The organism is Alphaproteobacteria bacterium (assembly GCA_041396705.1).
Lineage (GTDB): Bacteria > Pseudomonadota > Alphaproteobacteria > CALKHQ01 > CALKHQ01 > CALKHQ01.
The window spans coordinates 96681-115510 of the sequence record JAWKYB010000006.1 but is presented as its reverse complement, the minus strand read 5'-3'; the positions used below and the strand labels follow the sequence as shown (position 1 = coordinate 115510).

The 18830-nt window shown below is 70.1% G+C and carries 18 protein-coding genes; 6 read left to right on the top strand and 12 right to left on the bottom strand.

The genetic code is table 11. The annotated features are described in order from the left end of the window. Nucleotides 1-10 precede the first annotated feature (10 nt). Nucleotides 11-910 carry a tetratricopeptide repeat protein gene (locus R3F55_10130; GenBank protein MEZ5667770.1) on the top strand — a complete coding sequence of 300 codons (900 nt, stop codon included), beginning with the start codon at nt 11-13 and terminating at the stop codon, nt 908-910. A 98-nt stretch (nt 911-1008) separates the two neighbouring features. On the opposite strand, the gene R3F55_10125 is transcribed toward R3F55_10130, so the two are convergent. From R3F55_10125 to R3F55_10080, 10 genes are all read right to left on the bottom strand, one after another. Beyond that, nucleotides 1009-1983, bottom strand: coding sequence for a type II secretion system F family protein (locus R3F55_10125; protein MEZ5667769.1), 975 nt, complete (start codon nt 1981-1983; stop codon nt 1009-1011). Continuing rightward, complete coding sequence (locus R3F55_10120; protein MEZ5667768.1) at nt 1983-3002, bottom strand: type II secretion system F family protein; 1020 nt, start codon at nt 3000-3002, stop codon at nt 1983-1985. The genes R3F55_10125 and R3F55_10120 overlap by 1 nt, the downstream gene beginning before the upstream one ends. 24 nt (nt 3003-3026) lie before the next feature. After that, nucleotides 3027-4745, bottom strand: a complete 1719-nt coding sequence (locus tag R3F55_10115) for an ATPase, T2SS/T4P/T4SS family (GenBank protein ID MEZ5667767.1) — start codon at nt 4743-4745, stop codon at nt 3027-3029. A 53-nt stretch (nt 4746-4798) separates the two neighbouring features. Next, entirely contained in the window at nt 4799-6025 is a 1227-nt protein-coding gene (locus R3F55_10110) for a pilus assembly protein CpaE (GenBank protein MEZ5667766.1), read from the bottom strand. A 7-nt stretch (nt 6026-6032) separates the two neighbouring features. Next, nucleotides 6033-6707, bottom strand: a complete 675-nt coding sequence (locus R3F55_10105) for a CpaD family pilus assembly lipoprotein (protein ID MEZ5667765.1) — start codon at nt 6705-6707, stop codon at nt 6033-6035. A gap of 18 nt (nt 6708-6725) precedes the next feature. Beyond that, nucleotides 6726-8129 carry a type II and III secretion system protein family protein gene (locus tag R3F55_10100; GenBank protein MEZ5667764.1) on the bottom strand — a complete coding sequence of 468 codons (1404 nt, stop codon included), beginning with the start codon at nt 8127-8129 and terminating at the stop codon, nt 6726-6728. A 20-nt stretch (nt 8130-8149) separates the two neighbouring features. Next, on the bottom strand, nt 8150-9106 hold the full coding sequence (cpaB, locus tag R3F55_10095; GenBank protein MEZ5667763.1) for a Flp pilus assembly protein CpaB: 957 nt from the start codon (nt 9104-9106) through the stop codon (nt 8150-8152). Between the two features lie 57 nt (nt 9107-9163). Next, the gene (locus R3F55_10090) at nt 9164-9781 is read right to left on the bottom strand and encodes a prepilin peptidase (protein ID MEZ5667762.1); all 618 of its coding nucleotides are present in this window, start codon (nt 9779-9781) and stop codon (nt 9164-9166) included. Nucleotides 9782-9944: 163 nt separating this feature from the next. Beyond that, a complete protein-coding gene (locus R3F55_10085) occupies nt 9945-10148 on the bottom strand; it encodes a Flp family type IVb pilin (protein ID MEZ5667761.1) in 204 nt (67 codons plus the stop codon). A gap of 395 nt (nt 10149-10543) precedes the next feature. After that, nucleotides 10544-10747, bottom strand: coding sequence for a Flp family type IVb pilin (locus R3F55_10080; GenBank protein ID MEZ5667760.1), 204 nt, complete (start codon nt 10745-10747; stop codon nt 10544-10546). A 338-nt stretch (nt 10748-11085) separates the two neighbouring features. Here R3F55_10080 and rpmI point away from each other — a divergent pair, with 338 nt between their 5' ends. From rpmI to pheT, 4 genes are all read left to right on the top strand, one after another. Beyond that, entirely contained in the window at nt 11086-11286 is a 201-nt protein-coding gene (gene rpmI / locus R3F55_10075; GenBank protein MEZ5667759.1) for a 50S ribosomal protein L35, read from the top strand. Nucleotides 11287-11335: 49 nt separating this feature from the next. Further along, complete coding sequence (gene rplT, locus R3F55_10070; protein MEZ5667758.1) at nt 11336-11698, top strand: 50S ribosomal protein L20; 363 nt, start codon at nt 11336-11338, stop codon at nt 11696-11698. A gap of 103 nt (nt 11699-11801) precedes the next feature. After that, entirely contained in the window at nt 11802-12875 is a 1074-nt protein-coding gene (gene pheS / locus R3F55_10065) for a phenylalanine--tRNA ligase subunit alpha (protein ID MEZ5667757.1), read from the top strand. Between the two features lie 15 nt (nt 12876-12890). After that, on the top strand, nt 12891-15305 hold the full coding sequence (gene pheT / locus R3F55_10060) for a phenylalanine--tRNA ligase subunit beta (GenBank protein ID MEZ5667756.1): 2415 nt from the start codon (nt 12891-12893) through the stop codon (nt 15303-15305). Here pheT and R3F55_10055 read toward each other — a convergent pair. Beyond that, a complete protein-coding gene (locus R3F55_10055; GenBank protein MEZ5667755.1) occupies nt 15302-16090 on the bottom strand; it encodes a methyltransferase domain-containing protein in 789 nt (262 codons plus the stop codon). The two genes, pheT and R3F55_10055, sit on opposite strands and share 4 nt — an antisense overlap. Before the next feature lie 16 nt (nt 16091-16106). Next, nucleotides 16107-16829: a tetratricopeptide repeat protein gene (locus R3F55_10050; GenBank protein ID MEZ5667754.1), complete on the bottom strand. Its 723-nt coding sequence runs from the start codon at nt 16827-16829 to the stop codon at nt 16107-16109. 230 nt (nt 16830-17059) lie between these two features. On the opposite strand from R3F55_10050, the gene R3F55_10045 reads away from it, so the two are divergent. Next, complete coding sequence (locus R3F55_10045) at nt 17060-18526, top strand: hypothetical protein (GenBank protein ID MEZ5667753.1); 1467 nt, start codon at nt 17060-17062, stop codon at nt 18524-18526. Nucleotides 18527-18830 lie beyond the last annotated feature (304 nt).

The window sequence follows — 18830 nt, the reverse complement described above, 5'->3', positions numbered from 1 at the left end:
GTGTCGGGCGATGGGTTACGGACGGCGCGTTGTGCAGATGATCGGTGGCGGGATGTTCGCCATCGGGCTGAGTGGCTGTGCGGGCCTGGATTTCGACGGCTGGCTGGACGGCGCCGGATCGGGCAGCAGCGAGGCGGCCCGGCTGGTCCGCATGGGCGACTTCACGCTGTCGCGCGGCGACCAGGTCACCGCGATCGCGCTCTACGAGCAGGCGCTGGCCATGGACCCGGATTCGACCGCCGCCCTGTCGCGGCTGGGCGAACTGCAGCAGCAGGTCGGCGCCGGCGCGTCGGCGATCGACACCTATCAGGCGGCCGCCGACCGCAGCCCGAACGACCCGGCGACCTTGCGCCGGCTGGGCAATGCCCTGATCGCCGAGACCCGTCCGGAAGACGCGCTGCCCTATCTGCAGCAGGCCCTGGCGCTGGCCGACAGCCCCGAGGTGCGCGGCAGCCTGGGCGTGGCGCTCGACCTGATCGGCCAGCACCGGATGGCACAGGAGAACTACCGCGCCGGGATGGCGAGCGCGCCGGAGAACATCAACCTCGCCAACAACCTCGCGCTGTCGCTGGCCCTGTCGGGCGACTACGACGCCGCGGTTGCGCTGGCCAGCGAAGTGGGCCAGTCGGCGCTGGCGACACCGCGCCATCGCCAGACCCTGGCCATGGTGCTCGGCCTCGCCGGCCGCGACACCGAGGCCGCGGAAGTGGCTGCCCGCGACATGAACGCCACCGACGTCGCCGCCAACCTGGACTACTACCAGCTGCTGCGCAGCATCGAGCCGTCGTCCGCCCGGGCAATGGCCATCACCGGCGGCATCGGCGCGCCGCAGGCCACCACGCAGGTGGGCTTCCTGGTGGACTCCGCTGACGACACCGGCCTGATCCTGGTCGCCGCCGTTCCGCACTGAGCCGAACGCCGCCCGCAGCCGGGCGGACCCGTCACGCGCGCAAGCCGCCCGGATCGCCGGGCGGCTTTTCTGCGTCGGGAACGGGGCGGCCGCGCTCCTCATTTGAAGGTTTCCTTGGCCGTGTCGATCGCCTGCAGCACCGCCGGCGACAGCAGCACGATGAACAGCGGCGGCAGGATGAAGATGATCATCGGCACGGTCAGGATGGCCGGCAGCCGGGCCGCCTTCTCCTCCGCCCGCATCAGCCGCTCGTGGCGCAGCTCGGCCGACAGCACGCGCAGCGACTGGGCCAGCGGCGTGCCGTATTTCTCGGTCTGGATCAGCGTGTTGACCAGTCCGCGCACCGCCGGCAGGTTGGTGCGCATCGCCAGGTTGTCGAGCGCCATCTTGCGCTCGGGCAGGAAGCTCAGCTCGACCGCCGCCAGCGCCAGCTCGTCCGCGAGGTCGACCGAGCGCTGGGCCATTTCCTCGGCCACGCGGTTCAGCGCGCTGTCCAGGTGCAGGCCGGCCTCGGCGCAGATCACCAGCAGGTCCAGCCCGTCGGGCAGCGCCTTGGTCAGCTCCTTCTTCCGCTTGGTCTGCCGGTTCATCAGGTAGATGTCGGGGCCGAAGAAGCCCAGCGCCCCGGCGCCGATGGTGATCATCATCTTGGTGCTCGACGAGACCTGGTAGAGCTCGCCGACGTAGAGCACGAACACCGCGAAGCCGATGAAGCCGACCGGCAACGCAAGCTTGTAGAACAGGTATTTGACCTGCGCCTCGGGGCTGCGGATGCCGGCACGCAGCAGGCGCACGTTCAGGTTGGACGACGACAGCCGGCGCGCGAGCTTCATCCGCGACACCACCGACTTCATCATCGACAGCGTCTTTTCGTTGGTGCCGCGGCGGCGCGGGCGGATCGCCTCCTGCCGCAGCGCCTCGCGGTGGGCCATCAACCGGCGGGCGCGGCTGGCGAGCGGGTTGTCCGGCACGAACGCCGCCCACAGCACGAACACCGCCAGCACCGCCGACAGCCCGGCGGCGAGGACGATGATGTCCTCCGGTTCCAGGTCCAGGCCGAGCATGTCCAGCATCAGATTTCGAACCTCACCATTTTGGCCATGGTCAGCACGCCCATCGACAGCCAGATGATGGCGCCGGCCAGCATGACCTGGCCGCGCGGGTCGGTGAGCAGCGGGTCGGTGTAGCCGGCCTTCACCACGTTCAGCAGGAAGAACATGATGAAAGGCAGCGCGCCGATGATGATCGCGCTCGCCTTCGCTTCCGACGACAGCGCCTTGATCTTCAGCTTGGCCTGGTGGCGCTTGCGCAGGATGTCGCTGAGGTTGCCCAGCGTCTCGGCCAGGTTGCCGCCGGTCTCACGCTGGATCGCCAGGCTGATGACGAAGAACTTGAATTCCGGCAGGCCGAGACGGTTGGCCGAGGCCCACAGCGACTCCTCCATCGACTTGCCGAAGCGGATGCTCTCGGTCACGCGGCGGAACTCGATGCCGACCGGATCGGCGATCTCGTTGCCGACGCCGACCATCGATTCGGTGACCGGCAGGCCCGACTTCAGGCCGCGGACGATCAGGTCGATCGCCTCGGGGAACAGCTTCAGGAACTTGTTCTTGCGCCGGCCGATCATGAAGCCGACCACCATGTGCGGCACGAACAGCGCCGCGACGAAGCCGAACAGCAGCGCGGCCGCCATCGGCAGGCCGACGAAAACCTTGATCAGCAGCCCGAACGCGCCGATCAGCACCAGGCCGAGCAGCGCATACTGGCCGACCGAGATCTTCAGCCCGGCCCGTTCCAGCCGGCGGCGGACAAGTTCCGGCCGCGGCACGAAGCGGCCGAACGCCTTGTCGACGCCGCTGTCGGCCTTGCGCATGCGCAGCGTCGGCTCCGCCATCTTGCCGCGGCGCCTGCCGCCGGCGCTGCCGTTCAGGCGGCGCATGATGGCGTTGGCCTGCTTGTTGCGCTGGCTGCGGCTCGACCCGCCGGCCGTCACCGCCAGCCCGACCAGCATGACCAGCGTCATGCAGCCCAGGCCGAGCAGCACCAGGGGGACCGGGATGCCGGCGATCTCTTGGTTGAGTAGCTCTTCCATCGTCCGCTCCGCGCCCGATCGGCGTTACAGCACTTCCAGCAGGGCCTGCCCCAGCCCGTAGTAGTCGGCCTTGGGCAGGAAATGCGGCCGCATGCCCGCGCTCTTGAAGTTGCCCTTCAGTTCGCCGCGGTCGTTCTCGCCGTCGAATTCGAACTTGAACAGCTCCTGGGTGACGATCACGTCGCCCTCCATGCCGATCACCTCGGTAATGTTGGTGATGCGGCGGCGGCCGTCGCGCATGCGGCTGGCCTGGACGATCAGGTCGACCGCGCCGGCGATCTGGTGGCGGATCGCCTTCGACGGCAGGTTGCTGGTCCCCATGTTGATCATGTTTTCCATGCGGGTCAGCGCGTCGCGCGGCGAGTTGGCGTGCAGCGTACACATCGACCCGTCGTGGCCGGTGTTCATCGCCTGCAGCATGTCGATCGCCTCGGGTCCGCGCACCTCGCCGAGGATGATGCGGTCCGGGCGCATACGCAGCGAGTTCTTGACCAGGTCGCGCATGGTGATCTCGCCGGTGCCTTCCAGGCTGGCGGGCCGGGTCTCCAGCCGGATCACGTGCGGCTGCTGCAGCTGCAGTTCGGCCGCGTCCTCGATGGTGACGATGCGCTCGCCGTGGTCGATCAGTTCGGACAGCGCGTTCAGCAGCGTGGTCTTGCCGGAGCCGGTACCGCCGGAGACGATGATGTTGAGCCTGGACCGCGAGGCGATCTTCAGCGTGGTGACCATGCCCGGCGACATGCCGCCGCCGGCGCCGATGCTGTCGAGCGACAGCTTCTTCTGGGAGAACTTACGAATCGAGATCGAGCAGCCGTCGATGGCCAGCGGCGGGGCGATGACGTTGACGCGGGAGCCGTCGAGCAGGCGGGCGTCGCAGATCGGGTTGCTTTCGTCGACGCGGCGGCCGATGCGGGTGACGATCCGGGTCGCCACGTTCATCACATGGGCGTTGTCGACGAACTTGACGTCGGTCAGCACCAGCTTGCCGCCGCGCTCGATGTAAACCTGGTGCGGGCCGTTGACCATGATGTCGCTGACCGACTCGTCGGCCAGCAGCGGCTCCAGCGGTCCCAGGCCGACCATGTCGTCGACCATCGCGCGGACCAGGTCGCGGTGCTCGTTGGCGTTCAGGTGCAGCCGGATCTCGTCGCGGATCTCGGCGACGACGCTGTCGAGCTCGCGGACCAGGATGTCGGGCTCCAGCGCCGACGCGGTCTCGATGTCGATCCGCTCCATCAGGATCGGCTTTATCTGGCGCATGGCCGACGCGATGGTGGCCTGCGGGGTCGAGATCGGGCGCGCGCTGCCGCTGCCGGACGGCGCCGGCTTCTGCTTCGCGCGCGGCGCCTCGACCGTGATCGCCTCGAGATGGGGGTTGACCTTGGGCCGGGGGCCGGGCGCCGGTGCGGCCTGCGAGATCGCGTCGATGCTGGCCTGCGCCGATTCCGCTTCCGACAGCGAGTCGGTGGTCGCGCCCAGCAGGTCCTGCGCGATCATGTTGATCAGCTCGCGCAGCGCGATCAGGTCCAGCGGCTCGGGGTCGCGGTCCAGCACCGGCATGATCACGTCGGTGATCCGGCCGGCCAGCTCCTTGCGGCCGAGCCGCCGGGCGAAGGACGGCTTGATATGGTCGAAGACCAGGGGCTTCAGGTCGCGCCGCAGCGCCTCGAGGTGTGCGTGGTCCGCACCGCCGCCATGCGCGGCGCCGTTGGCCTTCGAGCCCGAGAAAATCTGTCCAAGCATACCTGCTACCCCATCCGGGCGGCATCCTGTCGCCCGGCCTTAGATCGTTGCGGCTATTTCGGCTTCTTCTGCATCAGCCCGCCCAACAGCCCCAGCTTGCCCTTCTTTTTCGGCGCGGCGCCGCGCAGCCCGCTGGCGATGTCGCGCAGCATGCCGGCGGCCTTGCCGTGCTTGTTCGCCTCCGCCAGCGGCTTACCGCCGGCCGCGTTGGCCGCGGCCTTTGCATCCTCGGGCACGATGTAGGCGATCTTGTCCTCGAGGTTCCGCTCGAAGTCGGCTTCGGACATCTCGGCCCTGCGGTGCAGGCCGGCCCGGTTGACGATGAACTGGATCTGCGCCTCCGGCGCGGCCTTGCGCACCGTGTTGCGGATGCGCACGGCATCGCGCAAGCCGGCCAGCGACAGGTCGGTGACGATGGCCACCGCATGGGCGCCGGCCAGCATCGACGGGTCGCCGCTCAGCACGTTGCGCGGCATGTCGACGACCACCGTCTCGAAGCCCTGCTGCAGTTCGGCCATCAGGAACGACAGCGCATCGGCACGCAGCGGCACATGCTCCTCGATCGGCTCCTCGCCGCCAAGCACGAACAGGTTCTCGCCGTCGTGCACCAGCGCGCTGGCCACGAACAGGCCGTCGATCCGGTCGGGGTTGCACAGGGCGTCGCGCAGGCCGTGACCCGGCTCCAGGTCGAGCGCCAGGGCCGCGGTGCCGAAATGCAGGTCGAGGTCGACCAGGACGGTGCGCGCGTCGTGCTCGTTGGCGCTGAGCCAGGCGATGTTGACCGCGATGGTGCTGGCGCCGACGCCGCCGCGGGTGCCCACCACCACGACCACACGGCCGCGCGGGGACTCGCTGGTCTCCGGCCTGGTCTCGTTGCTGGCGGTCAGCAGCGCGCGGCGCAGGTCGGCGCTGGTCACCGGCTTGACCAGGTAGTCGTTCACTCCGGCGCCGGTCAGCGCGCGGTACAGGGTGACGTCGTTCTGCTCGCCGATCGCGATGATCGTCGTCGACCGGTCGATCTGCTCGCGCACCGCGTTGATGTCCTCGACCGGCGACGAGGTCTCCGAGATGTCGAGGATCAGCAGGTCGGGCGAGCGTTCCGGGCCCAGCACCCTGATGGCGGTCTCGATGCCGCCCTCGCAGACCTCGACGCCCCGGCGGCCGCCGGGCACGACGCGGGCGACAGCCTCCAGCGTCGCCTCATCGCAGATGAAGGCGAGCACCGGCGACCGCACGTTCTTGCGCGGCGTCGCGTCGGGAATCTGTTCGGCCAGGCTCATGATCGCCCTAGTCTCCGGAGGTGCCTTCGCTGCTCATGAGCGGCGTGATGTTGCCGTTGCGGTAGCGCGTGATCGCGCTGACGGCCGGTTGGGTTTCGACGCTTTCGGTGGCCAGGCCGCCCATCAGCTCCTCCGGTCGCGCCACCATGCCCTGCAGGTTCAGCGCGTTGGCGCAGCCGAGCGGCATCGAGGTGCCGCCATCGCGCATCGGATAGCCGTCGGCGACGCAGGCCGACGCGGCATAGACGACGCGGCGGATCGTCACGGTCACGTCGCCCTCGGTCGCCAGCGGGTCGATCTGCGGTGTGATGCGGTGGCCGCGCAGCGAGAAGGCTTCCACCACGGCGGCGGTGCGCTGCTGCGCCATCGGGCCGCCGGCGATCGCCCACACTTCGTCGTTCGTCTCGACGCCGACGTCGTCGATGAACTGGTTGAGCAGCACCAGCTCGACCGGATCGGCTGTCGGCGTGCCGGGCGCGAAGCGGACGGCGTGGGACAGCTCGGTCTGGTACCAGCCGAACGCGCTGCTGGACCGGTCCGGGTCAAGCACGGCGACGTGCGAGCCGTATTGCAGTTCCTGGTCCCAGTTGCAGGCGGTCGGGGCCAGCCCGGCGGCAAGCACGGCCAGGACGGCCGCGCCGCGGCGGACTGCGCCGGAGCGCGGCATGTCGGTGCACTGCATCGTCGCGATCCTTTCCGCCTACTGCAGGATGAACCCGCCGACCGAAGCGCCGGCGTTGGACGGGCCGGCCGCCGGCGCCAGCGCCGGGCCGGAGGCCATCGGCTGGCCCATGTCGGCGACGCCGGCATAGGGGTCGATCGGGGTGGACAACGGCCGGTTCACCGGCGGCTCGACCAGATAGGGCGTCAGCAGGATCACCAGCTCGGATTCGTTGCGCTGGTAGTCCTCGGAGCGGAACAGCGCGCCGATGATCGGCAGGTCGCCCATGATCGGCAGCACGTTGACCGAGTTCGAGGTGCGCGACTGGAACAGGCCGGCGATGGCGAAGGTCTGGCCGCTGCCCATTTCCACCGTGGTCTCGGCACGACGGGTGATCAGCACCGGCACGTCGAAACCGTTGATCTCGATGCCGCCCTCGTTGGAGATCTCGCTGACCTCGGGCCGCACCCGCATGCTGATCCGGTTGTCGCCCAGGATCGTCGCGGTGAACTCCAGCGACACGCCGAACTTCTGATACTCGATGGCGATGTCGTTGTCCTGGCTGACCGGGATCGGGAACTCGCCGCCGGCCAGGAAGCTCGCCGTCTCGCCCGACACGGCGGTCAGGTTCGGCTCGGCCAGGATCGAGACCAGGCCCTCGCCGTCGAGCGCGTCGATCAGGACGTTGATGTCCTGCGAACCGCGGTTGAGGCCGGCCAGCACGTTGAAGCCGCCGGTGCCGGTCTGGGTGATCGTGCGCACGCCGGTCTGGGCGTTGTCGCTGATGAAGTCGGCGCCGTTGAGCAGGCCGAACACGATGCCGCGCGGGTTCAGCAGCGTCTCCCAGTTGATGCCGAGCTGGCGGATGTCCTCGCGCCGCGCCTCGACGAAGCGCACCCGCAGGTTCACCTGGTTCGGGCCGTCCACCCGGGCGCGGTTGATCACCTGGCCGCCCTCGCCGACGAACTGGTTGGCCAGCACCTGCAGGTCGGCCGCCTCGACCGCGGAATTGACCGCGCCGGTGATGACCAGGCTGTCCTGCACCGCGCTGACCTGCACCGTGCTGTCCGGCGCGACCTGGTCGATCGCCTGGTCCAGCCGCGTGATGTTGGGCACCACGTGGATCTGCATGTTGGCGATGATCTGGTCGTTGGCGCCCACCGCGTAGAGGTTGGTGTCGCCCGGCGTGATTCCGTAGATGTAGATCAGCGTGGCCGACATCACCTGAACGTCGGCGATGTTCGGATCGGCGATGAACACGGTCGCCGCCGGGGAATCGAGCTTGTAGAGCTCGCCCTTGCTGATCTCGACGGCGACACTGGTCGTGTTCGACACGACGCGCTCCACCGCCCGGGCGGCCGGGGAGAACGACAGGGCCAGGCTGAAGGCGGCGCAGGCGGCGGCGCACAGCGTGCGCAGCGGGCTGCTGGAAATGCGGCTCATGGGGGCGGGCTCCGTCATCGCTATTGCAGTGTGTTCTCGGGGGCGCTCGACTGAGCCTCGCCTGGCTGCTGAGTGCTTTCTTCGCCGGACTGCTCCTGCTGCGGAGCGACGGCCGGTTGTGCGGTTTGTGAGGTGCTGGTGCGGCCGCCGCGCACGATGGTGATCTGCGGCGCCGGCTCTTCCCGCTGAGGCGCTGCCTGCACCTCCTCGCTCGGAAGCTCGATCCAGCTCGAGACATCCGTATCGGTCGTATAGGTGTTGCCGGACAGCGCCGGCGCGGATTCGCCTTCGGCCAGGCTGCGCAGGCTGAGCGACAGGCGGCCGATCTGCATCATCACCGAGACCTTCTCGGCCTCCTGCGGGGTCACCTCCAGCGTGGCGGTGTCGCCGACCGCGGCCGCGCTGCTCTCGACGGAGACGTTCTGGTCGATGGCCAGGACCCGCACGTTGGTCAGCACGGTTTCGCTGACCTGGCGCATCTGCACGCCGGCCGATGTGTCCTGGCGGACCGAATGGGTCAGGATCACGTCGACATGGTCGCCCGGGAAGATCAGCCCGGCGATGCCGGAGGTCTCGTTCACCGGCACGGAAACCGCGCGCATGCCGGCCGAGAGCACCGCGGCGAGGAAGCCGCGGTCGCCCGGGCGCACGACGCGCGAGGCGGTGATCGGGTCGCCGGCGCCGATGGCGGTGCGCACCACGGTGCCGATGAAGTCGGCCGGGACGCCCTCGTCCTGGAGGATATAGGCTTCGGCCAGGTTGTCGTCGGGCCAGGGCTGCCAACGCAGGTCCTCTTCCTTGACGAAGTGGCTCGGCTCCATGTCGGTGGCGGCGACGAGCACCATGGTCGTCGGCACCTGCGGTGCGGCGGTCTGCGCGGTGTTGTTGGCGCGCTCGTTGGCCAGCCAGTTCTTCGCCAGGAAGATCGTGGCGCCGCCAACCAGCAAGGCCAACAGTCCCAGGATTGCTACGCGCATGCTCCGAAGTCTCCTTGCGCCGCGCGGAACGGTCTCGTTCAGCGCTGCCTGCGGGCGTTATGCTGCACCGAACGTCGTTAACAAGCCGTAAGCCACGGTGGCCGCTCCGAAACCGATGGCGATGCCATAGGGGATCGGCCGCTCGAAGCTGATCGTCGCCGGGCGGCGGGGCGCCGACGCCTCGGTCGCCGCCGGCTCGGCAGCAGCGTCGTTGCCGGTCGCCGCATCGGTGTGGCGTCCGCGATAGAAAAAGGCGGCCAGCGCCCGGGCGCGATATTCCAGCGCGAACATGTCGGCCATGCGCCGCCCGAGGATGATCACCATCGACAGCACGCCGCCGGCGATGGCGGTCGCCAGCACCAGGTCGACGATCAGCGCCGGGCCGGCCCACAGCGCGATCGCGGCCAGCAGCTTGGCGTCGCCGGCGCCGAAGGCACGCAGCATGAACAGCACGAAGCCGACCACCAGCGCACCGGCGCCGACGCCGACGTGCAGCGCGATCTGCAGCCACGGCTCGTCGGCCGGCCACGCCACGGCCACCCACGCCGGGTAGAGCGCGACCAGCGCAACGCAGGCCACGTTCGGAATGCGGAACGCCAGGCAGTCGTTGATCACCGCCCAGGCCACGATTCCGGCGAAGGCAGCGATGACGAGCCACTCGAATTGGAAGGTCATGGTCATACGGTTCCGGGCAGCGGGCTTACGGTCGGCCCAATGCTAAGCACCGGTCCGTAAAAAAGAGGTGTGCGCTGCGGCGATCGCGCCGGTGCCCGGGCGGGCGTGCCGCGGCGGGGAGGCGGCCGGGCCCGCGTCGGACCCGGCCGCGCGGCCCTGCGCCTTACTCGCCGCCGCCTTCGCCGCCGACGCCGCCGACCGCGGTGTCGAGCTCGCCGGAGACGGTGGTGAACAGGGTGTCGAGCGAATCGCCCATGGAGCCCAGCGCCGTGATGGCCGCGACCGACACGAGGGCGGCGATCAGGCCGTATTCGATCGCGGTGGCTCCTTCGTCCTGGGTGAGGAACCGCTTGAGCAGACGGGTCATTGTGGCCTCCTTGGCTGGTTGTTGCCGTCAGACTCTCCGACCGTTGCGAAGCCGCCTTAACAAGGTGTAAAATTTACAGACAAGATAAATATTTCGCTTCGAAAATCGCAATCAAGATCAGTATTTGTCCGGGATGTTTTGCGAAAATGTTCTAGACAATCGCGCCGTTGTCTGCGGCGTCCGCCGCAGGCGCACGCTCTTCCTCATGCTCGTTTCGACGCGGTGCGCGGGTTCCGCCCAATGTCGCGATGTTTTGCTGTGCAGGCGCACGCGCATCACAAAAGACGCGACCGCCGTTCCGCCTGCGCCTCGCTTGGAGGGCTGCGAAACGACGGCCGCGCCTGTCGGTTTGGGGCGGGGCCCGGCGTTGCGGCCGGGCCCGGCCGGAGCGAGACTTACTCGCCGCCGCCCTCGCCGCCGACGCCGCTGACCGCGGTGTCGAGCTCACCGGACACGGTGGTGAACAGCGAGTCGAGCGAGTCGCCCATCGCGCCCAGCGCGGTGATCGCGGCAACCGAAACCAGCGCGGCGATCAGGCCGTACTCGATTGCGGTCGCGCCGTCTTCCTGGGCGAAAAACTTCTTGAACAGGCGGGTCATGGTGGCCTCCTTGGCACAGGTGTGTTCGTCAGACAGGCCGATCATGGACCGCGCGAGTAAAACAGAAGTAAAAATCTGTCGCTGTCCGTGATGATATTGTTACAATTCAAAATAAAATAAATTACTTCTATGATGTCGGATAATACAAACAAGTTTGTCTGGAATTTTATCTTGTTTCGATCTGCGCGCCGCCGCGCGGGCGGTGGCCTTGCAATCCCGGGCGACAACGCGTATAAGCCCGCGCTCCAGAGGTGTCCCGGCCATCAAGGGCATGCCGCGGACGTCCGCAAGAACCGGGGTCGCGCCCGTCGCGACCGTTGCTCATCAGGAGTGCGAGAATGCCCAAGATGAAGTCGAAGAGCGGCGCCAAGAAGCGCTTCAGCTTCACCGCGTCCGGCAAGATCCGGCACGCGGTCGCCTACAAGCGTCACAACCTGCGCAAGCGCAGCAAGAAAATGAAGCGGCAGTCGCGCGGCACCGAGATCATGGCCGCCGTCGATGCCCAGTTCGCGCGGCGGTTCCTGCCCTACGGCGGTTGAACGCGCGGCTTCGTTTTCTGACAACCCATCGAGCTGAGGAGCGCGAACAATGGCGCGGGTGAAACGGGGCGTTACGTCGCACGCCCGGCACAAGAAGGTCCTGAAGCTTGCGCGCGGGGCGCGCGGCCGGGCCAGCAAGACGATCAAGGTCGCGAAGCAGCGGGTCGAGAAGAACCTGCAATACGCCTATCGCGACCGGCGCGTGCGCAAGCGGCAGTTCCGCGGCCTGTGGATTCAGCGCATCAATGCCGGCGCGCGCCAGCACGGGCTGACCTACTCGCAGCTGATGCACGGGCTCAAGCAGGCCGGCATCGAACTCGACCGCAAGGTGCTGGCCGACATCGCCGTCGCCGACGCCGCTGCGTTCGAGGCGCTGGTCAACCAGGCGCGGTCGTTTACCACCGCCACGTGACTGCCCCCGGTTCTGCCGGGTACGGGATCGGGGGCCGTTCGTTCTGGACGGCCCCTTTTTCATTGCCGATGACGGGAAGACGGACTGGACGATGAGCGAGGGGATCGCGTCTGTTGACGAACTGCGTGCCGCGGCGCTGGACGCCTGCGCGGCGGCGACCAGCCTCGATGCGCTCGAGGCGGTGCGGGTGGCCCAGCTGGGCAAGAAGGGCGCGATCAGCGCGCAGATGAAGACGCTGGGCGCGCTGCCGCCGGAGCAGCGCCGCGAGGCCGGTCAGGCCTTCAACGCGCTGAAGGACGAGGTGCAGGCCGCCCTCGACGCCCGCCGCGCCGCGCTGGAGGAGGCCGCGCTGTCGGAGAGCCTGGTCAGCGACCGGCTCGACCTGACCCTGCCGGTGCGCGCCGAGGCGCCGGGCGCCATCCACCCGATCAGCCAGACCATCGACGAGATCGTCGAGATCTTCGGCCAGATGGGCTTCTCGGTCGCCGAGGGACCCGACATCGAGGACGATTTCCACAATTTCACCGCCCTCAACATCCCGCCGGAGCATCCGGCGCGGCAGATGCACGACACCTTCTATCTGGAGGAGCACGACGAGGCCGGCTCGCCGCTGCTGCTGCGCACCCATACCTCGCCGGTGCAGATCCGCGCGCTGAGCGCCCAGGGCACGCCGATCCGGGTGATCGCGCCGGGCCGGACCTATCGCTGCGACAGCGACATGACCCACACGCCGATGTTCCACCAGGTCGAGGGGCTGGTGGTCGACAAGACCAGCCACATGGGCCACCTGAAGGGCTGCCTGATCGACTTCGTGCGCACCTTCTTCGGGGTCGACGACCTGCCGGTGCGCTTCCGCCCGTCGTTCTTCCCGTTCACCGAGCCCTCGGCCGAGGTCGACATCGGCTGCGACCGCTCCGGCGGCGAACTGAAGATCGGCGCCTATGGCGACTGGCTGGAGATCCTCGGCTGCGGCATGGTGCATCCGAAGGTGCTGGCCTATTGCGGCGTCGATCCGGCCGAGTACCAGGGCTTCGCCTTCGGCATGGGTATCGAGCGCATCGCCATGCTGAAATACGGCATCCCCGACCTGCGCACCTTCTTCGAGGCCGACCTGCGCTGGCTGCGCCACTACGGCTTTCCGGCGCTGGCGATGCCCAGCCTCGTGCGCGGCCAGTAGGGGGAGGGCGAGACGATGAAATTCACCCTGAACTGGCTGCGCGAGCACCTCGACACCGAGGCCGACCTCGACACGATCTGCGCCCGGCTGACCGCGCTGGGGCTGGAGGTCGACGGCGTGCACAACCCGGCCGCGACCCTGGCGCCGTTCACGGTCGCCCACGTGATCTCGGCCGAGCCGCATCCGAATGCGGACCGGCTGCGCGTCTGCATGGTCGACACCGGCAGCGGGACGGTGCAGGTGGTCTGCGGCGCGCCCAACGCGCGGGCCGGCATGAAGGGTGTGTTCGCCGCCGCCGGCAGCCACATCCCGGGCACCGGGCTCGACCTGAAGAAGGGCGTGATCCGCGGCGTCGAATCCAATGGCATGCTGTGCTCGGAACGCGAGATGGGTATCAGTGACGACCACGAGGGCATCATCGACCTGCCGGCCGACACACCGGTCGGCGCGTCCTTCGCCGCCATCGCCGGGCTCGACGATCCGGTGATCGACGTCGCGCTGACGCCCGACCGTGGCGACTGTGCCGGCGTGCGCGGCATCGCGCGCGACCTTGCCGCCTCCGGACTGGGCAGGCTGAAGGCCGATCCGCGGATGCAGCCGGTCGCCGGCGGGTTCCGGAGCCCGATCGTCTGGCATCGCGACCTGCTGGCAGAGGGCGAGGCCTGCCCCTATGTGGTCGGCCGCTATTTCCGCGGCGTGAAGAACGGGCCCAGCCCGAAATGGCTGCAGGACCGCCTGCACGCCATCGGGCTCAGGCCGATCTCGGCGCTGGTCGACATCACCAACCTGGTCACCATGGACCTGGGTCGGCCGCTGCACGTATTCGATGCCGACAAGCTGGCCGGCGACGTGACCATGCGCTTCGCCCGGCCGGGCGAGAGCCTGGCGGCGCTGAACGGCAAGACCTACACCCTGCAGGACGGCATGACCGTGATCGCCGACGCCAACGGCGTCGCGGCCATCGGCGGCATCATCGGCGGCGAGCCGACCGGCTGCTCCGACGAGACGGTCAACGTGTTCTTGGAATCGGCGCTGTTCGACCCGGGCCGTACCGCGCGCACCGGTCGTGCGCTGCAGATCGACAGCGACGCCCGCTATCGCTTCGAGCGCGGCCTCGACCCGACCTCGGCCGACTGGGGCGCCGAGGTGGGCACGCGGCTGATCCTCGAACTCTGCGGCGGCGAGGCGAGCGCGGTGGTCACCGCCGGCGCGATGCCGAACTGGCGGCGCACGGTGACCCTGCGTCCCGGCCGGGTGATGGCGCTGGGCGGGCTCGACGTGCCGGCCGACAGGTCGGTGGCGATCCTGCAGGCGCTGGGGTTCGAGGCGCGCATCGAAGGCGACGTCGTTGCCGCCGTGCCGCCGCCCTGGCGCTGGGACGTCGAGGGCGAGGCCGACCTGGTCGAGGAGGTGGTGCGCGTCGTCGGCTACGACGCGGTGCCCGCCGTCTCGATGCCGAAGCCGGCGGCGATGCCGGCGGCGGTGCTCAGCGACGCCCAGCGGCGCGTCAGCCAGGCCAAGCGGCTGCTCGCCGGTCGCGGCATGCTGGAGGCGGTGACCTACAGCTTCACCGACGGCCGGCTGGCCGCGCTGTTCGTCGGCGACAACACGCCGATCCGGCTGGCCAACCCGATCTCCAGCGAGCTCGACGTGATGCGCCCGTCGATCCTGGTCTCCTTGCTTGCCGCGGCGCGCCGCAACCTCGATCGCGGCTTCGACCGGTTCGCGCTGTTCGAGGTCGGGCCGGCCTACGAGGCGCTCGGCATCGAGGGCCAGCGCCATGTCGCCGCCGGGCTGCGCGTCGGCCGCGCCGGTCCGCGCCACTGGGCCGAGCCGGCGGCCAACCGCACCGCCCGCGCCGTCGACGCCTTCGACGCCAAGGCCGACTGCCTGGCGACGCTGGAGGCGATCGGCGCGCCGGCCGCCAACATGCAGGTCACCGCCGATGCGCCCGGCTGCTACCACCCGGGTCGATCCGCGACCCTGCGGCTGGGCAAGGCGGAGATCGCCTGGTTCGGCGACCTGCACCCGCGCATCCTGCGCCAGATGGGCATCGACCAGCCGGTGGTCGCATTCGAGATTTTCCTCGACCGCGCCCCGCTGCCGAAGCAGAAGGCGACGATGCGCCCGCTGCTGCAGGCGCAGCCCTTGCAGCCGGTGGCGCGCGACTTCGCCTTCGTGGTCGACGCCGAGGTGCCGGCGGAGAAGCTGGTGCGCGCCGCCCGCGCCGCCGACAAGCAGCTGATCGCTGCCGTCGACGTGTTCGACGTCTACGCCGGCGAGCACATGGCCAAGGGCAAGAAGTCGGTGGCCATCGCCGTTACCCTGCAGCCGCAGGGCCAGACGCTGACCGACGCCGAGATCGACGCGGTCGCGGCCAGGGTGGTGGCCCAGGTCGAGAAGCAGACCGGCGGCAGCCTGCGCGGCTAACCGCCGGGCTTCACCGCCAGGAACAGATACCGGTTCAGGCTGTAGAAGAATCGGCCCGCTTCCGACAGCCGCTCCAGCCCGGCGAGCCAGGCGGCGGCCTCGGCCTCGCCGACCGCGCCGGCCGCTGCCGCGAACCGGGCCATGCCCGTCGGCGAGTGGCGGACGAAGCCCTCGGCCGGCAGGCGGGTGGCGACGATGGGATAGGCCTCGACGGCGGTCACCGCGAGGCCGGCCTCCGTCAGCTTCTTGCCCAGGGTGCGCGGCAGGAACGGGTGGGCGAGGTGCCCGTCCCAGGCCGTCGCGATCCGCCTGGTCAGCGCGTCGTCGTCGGAATGGATCACCAGCGTTTGCCAGTCGGTGGCCAGCGCAAGCGCCCGGCCGCCGGGGCGCAGCACCCGCGCCATCGCGGCGAGCGGCCGCGACACCGGATCGAGATATTCCAGCACCTGGGTGCTGACCGCGGCGTCGAAGCCCGGCGCGATGCCGTCGAGCGTGTTGGCGTCGCCGTCGACGATCGAGACCTGCGCCAGGCCGGCGGTCTGTTCGCGCGCACAGGCGCGCTGATAGGCGTTGATGTCGACGCCCAGCACCGACCCGTTCGCACCGACCTCCGCCGCCATCTCGGCGGCCAGCAGGCCGGGCCCGCTGCCGATGTCGATCACCCGTTCGCCCGGCTGCAGCGCAAGCAGGCGGCGCACGGCGGCGCGCTGTCCGACGATCTCCGGCGCGCTGTAGGCGGTGACGAGGTCGCGGCCGCCGTCGGTCTTCCAGTCGATGATCGCCACCCGGCCGCGCGCCCGCCTATTCGAGCAGCCGGCAGCCGGCCTGCAGGCATTCGGTCAGAGCCGTGCGCGTCCGGTTGCCGTAGGCACCGTCGACCGGACCCGGATCGTAGCCGTAGTTGGCCAGTGCCTGCTGGTACTGGCGGGTGAACTGGGCGCCGCCGGCGCGCATCGCCGCCTCGAAGTCGGCCAGCGCCGCATCGGCGTTGCCGAGCGCCGCGTTGATGTGGCCGCGGGTGTCGAGGAAATTGGCCGCATTCGGCGCGACGGCCAGCGCCTGGTCGACCAGCGGCAGGCCGCCGGCCGCGTCGCCGCCGACATACAGCGCCCAGGCGGCCTGGTTCTGGGCGACCGCCCGGTTGTTGACGGCGTTGGCGTTGTTGGGCTCGAGCCGGACCATGGCGTCGAAGTCGGCGACCGCCTGCTGGTGGTTGCCCAGGTTGCCATGCGCGGCGCCCCGGTTGTTGTAGGCGCTGGCCAGCTCGGGGTTCAGCGCGATCGCCTGGTCGCAGTCGCCGATCGCCTGCTCGAACTGCTGCAGCCCGATCCGGGCGCGGCAGCGCGCATCGTAGGCGACGGCCTGGTCCGCGGCCGCAAGGCCGCCGCCGTCGATCGCCGTGGTGCAGGCCTGGATCCGGGCCGGCCAGTCGTTACCCTGGGTGCAGGCATCCGGCACCTGCGCCGAAACCGTCGCCGCGCCGCCGAACAGGCTGGCCAGGGCCAGCGTCACAATCCACCGCATCCGACACCCCCCAATGTCATGAACGCCATGCTTCGCGCACACGCCAAAGTTAGGCCATGGTTGTCGCCTAACCAATGACTATCGCGGGGTACTCCTTCGGGATGTGCAGTCCGCCACAGCGATGCGCGGCACGCTGCGCCATCGTCGCGGGTGGCGGCGACGAACGTGCCGCCGGTCCGCTGAGGCGGGTGTTGCCGCGATGTCGTTGATTGGGGGCAGCGAACATGGCTATGGCACGAGCCCGATGGGCCCGACGCGCCGTCCTGGCGGCCGTCGTCGGGCTGGGCGCGATCGGATCGGCCTGGGGGCGGGAGAGCTGCAGCCTGCTGCTCATGGCGCCGGACCGCAGCGACGAGCGCATCGTCGATACCGTGCCGCCCGGGCAGTCGGTCTGCTATGCGCTGGGCGTCGAGCCCGGCCGGCTGGTGCGGCTGGCGCTGGTGCAGGGCGCCGACACGGTGTTCGGCGTCGCCGGCATCGCCCAGGACGCCCGCTTCGCCGAATTCACCTCCGGCGCGGGCGTCCACGAGATCCGGCTGTCGCGCGTGGCCGGCTCGGTCAGCACCCAGGCCTTCGCCCTGACGATCCACGTCGAGCCGGCGCCGGAACCGGTTGCCGGCGTGGCCAGGCCGGCATTCCCGCCGCCGAACCGGCGCGACCCGGCCGCGGCCGGCGAGGCGGTCGCCGCGCTGCCGGCGCCCGCGCAGGGCGGCGCAGCCAGTGCGGCCACGCCCGATGCGCCCGCCGGGGCGCTGGCGGGGCTCGAGCCGGCGTCGACAGCGCCGCGCAGCTTCGGCCCGGGCTGGACGCTCGACGTCGATGCGGCGCGTGGCCTGGTCGCGGTGCGGGGCACCGCCAGCGACGAGCGCACGGTCTTCGCAGGACGCTGCGGCCTCGGCCTGCCGCCGGGACTGTCGGTGACGCTGACCGGGGTGACGCCGGCGGCGCTGCCGCGCGGGGCGACCGCGCCGGTCTCGTTCGACATCACCAGCGCCGACCAGTCGGTTGCGCGCTTTCCGTCGGCGCTCGCCTTCGACCCGGCGTCCCAGGCCTGGACGACGACCGCGCCGCTGCCCGCCGGCTTCCGGGCGCCCTACGGTTCGGGCGTGCTGCTGAAGGTGGTCAGGCCCGACGGCGCGACGGTGGCGACGTTCCTGCTCTACGACACGGCCGCGGCCGCCTCGGCCATGGCGGAGCATTGCACCGCGCCAGCGGTTGCTGCGGCACAGCCGCTTGCACCGCCGCAGCCGCCGTCCCAGCCGGACCCCGTGCCGGCGGTGCCGGTCGTGGCCGTCGCACCCGGCTGGACCCTGTTGCCCGACGCCGGTCCGAGCGGTGCGGCCGTGCAGGGTGTTGCCGTCGACGGCAAGGCGACCCTGGAAGCCCGTTGCGGCCCCGGCCTGGCGCCTGGCGTCCACCTGCTGTTGCGGGGCAGCGGGCTGGCGGCCGGTGCGTTGCGCGTCACCGTCACCGATGCGGGCGGGCAGCCGCAGAGCTTCAACACCGTGCTGGGCCCGGTGCTCGGCGGCGCGGCCTGGGCGTCGCAGCTGCCGTTGCCGGCGGCCTTCGCCTATGCCTTCGCCCAGGGCGGCACGCTGTCGGTCGGGCCGTCCGGCGGCGGCGCGGCGGCGGCGACCTTCGCGCTGGACGGCGCGGAGCCGGCCCGCAACGCCATGCGCCGCGCCTGCGGCCTGTGATGCGGCCCGGCTGCTCGAACCTGTTGGAATAGATCGGATTTTCTTGGATCGGATGATCGCGTCCGATCGCAGGTCTGCCTCGATGCACCCGCTCTCCGCCCACACGGCGGGGCCGCGAACGTGGCCTTGCCGAGGTCGCGCTGTGCCTGGTCGTCGGCGCAATCGGCCCGGGCGGCGCCGGCGCCGGCTCTGATCGCCGGCTTGGTCCGGTGCGGTGGCGGACGAGCGGCGGCAGGCCGCCGGATGGCCGCGCGCTGCCCGGCGAATGCGGCGCGGTCGGGGCGGGCGGTCCGGATTTGCCACG

Bases quoted from the DNA above. Each gene is read 5' to 3' on its own strand.
- R3F55_10130 (MEZ5667770.1), top strand. From the start codon at position 11: ATGGGTTACGGACGGCGCGTTGTGCAGATGATCGGTGGCGGGATGTTC.
- R3F55_10125 (MEZ5667769.1), bottom strand. From the start codon at position 1,983: ATGCTGGACATGCTCGGCCTGGACCTGGAACCGGAGGACATCATCGTC.
- R3F55_10120 (MEZ5667768.1), bottom strand. From the start codon at position 3,002: ATGGAAGAGCTACTCAACCAAGAGATCGCCGGCATCCCGGTCCCCCTG.
- R3F55_10115 (MEZ5667767.1), bottom strand. From the start codon at position 4,745: ATGCTTGGACAGATTTTCTCGGGCTCGAAGGCCAACGGCGCCGCGCAT.
- R3F55_10110 (MEZ5667766.1), bottom strand. From the start codon at position 6,025: ATGAGCCTGGCCGAACAGATTCCCGACGCGACGCCGCGCAAGAACGTG.
- R3F55_10105 (MEZ5667765.1), bottom strand. From the start codon at position 6,707: ATGCAGTGCACCGACATGCCGCGCTCCGGCGCAGTCCGCCGCGGCGCG.
- R3F55_10100 (MEZ5667764.1), bottom strand. From the start codon at position 8,129: ATGAGCCGCATTTCCAGCAGCCCGCTGCGCACGCTGTGCGCCGCCGCC.
- cpaB (MEZ5667763.1), bottom strand. From the start codon at position 9,106: ATGCGCGTAGCAATCCTGGGACTGTTGGCCTTGCTGGTTGGCGGCGCC.
- R3F55_10090 (MEZ5667762.1), bottom strand. From the start codon at position 9,781: ATGACCTTCCAATTCGAGTGGCTCGTCATCGCTGCCTTCGCCGGAATC.
- R3F55_10085 (MEZ5667761.1), bottom strand. From the start codon at position 10,148: ATGACCCGTCTGCTCAAGCGGTTCCTCACCCAGGACGAAGGAGCCACC.
- R3F55_10080 (MEZ5667760.1), bottom strand. From the start codon at position 10,747: ATGACCCGCCTGTTCAAGAAGTTTTTCGCCCAGGAAGACGGCGCGACC.
- rpmI (MEZ5667759.1), top strand. From the start codon at position 11,086: ATGCCCAAGATGAAGTCGAAGAGCGGCGCCAAGAAGCGCTTCAGCTTC.
- rplT (MEZ5667758.1), top strand. From the start codon at position 11,336: ATGGCGCGGGTGAAACGGGGCGTTACGTCGCACGCCCGGCACAAGAAG.
- pheT (MEZ5667756.1), top strand. From the start codon at position 12,891: ATGAAATTCACCCTGAACTGGCTGCGCGAGCACCTCGACACCGAGGCC.
- R3F55_10050 (MEZ5667754.1), bottom strand. From the start codon at position 16,829: ATGCGGTGGATTGTGACGCTGGCCCTGGCCAGCCTGTTCGGCGGCGCG.
- R3F55_10045 (MEZ5667753.1), top strand. From the start codon at position 17,060: ATGGCACGAGCCCGATGGGCCCGACGCGCCGTCCTGGCGGCCGTCGTC.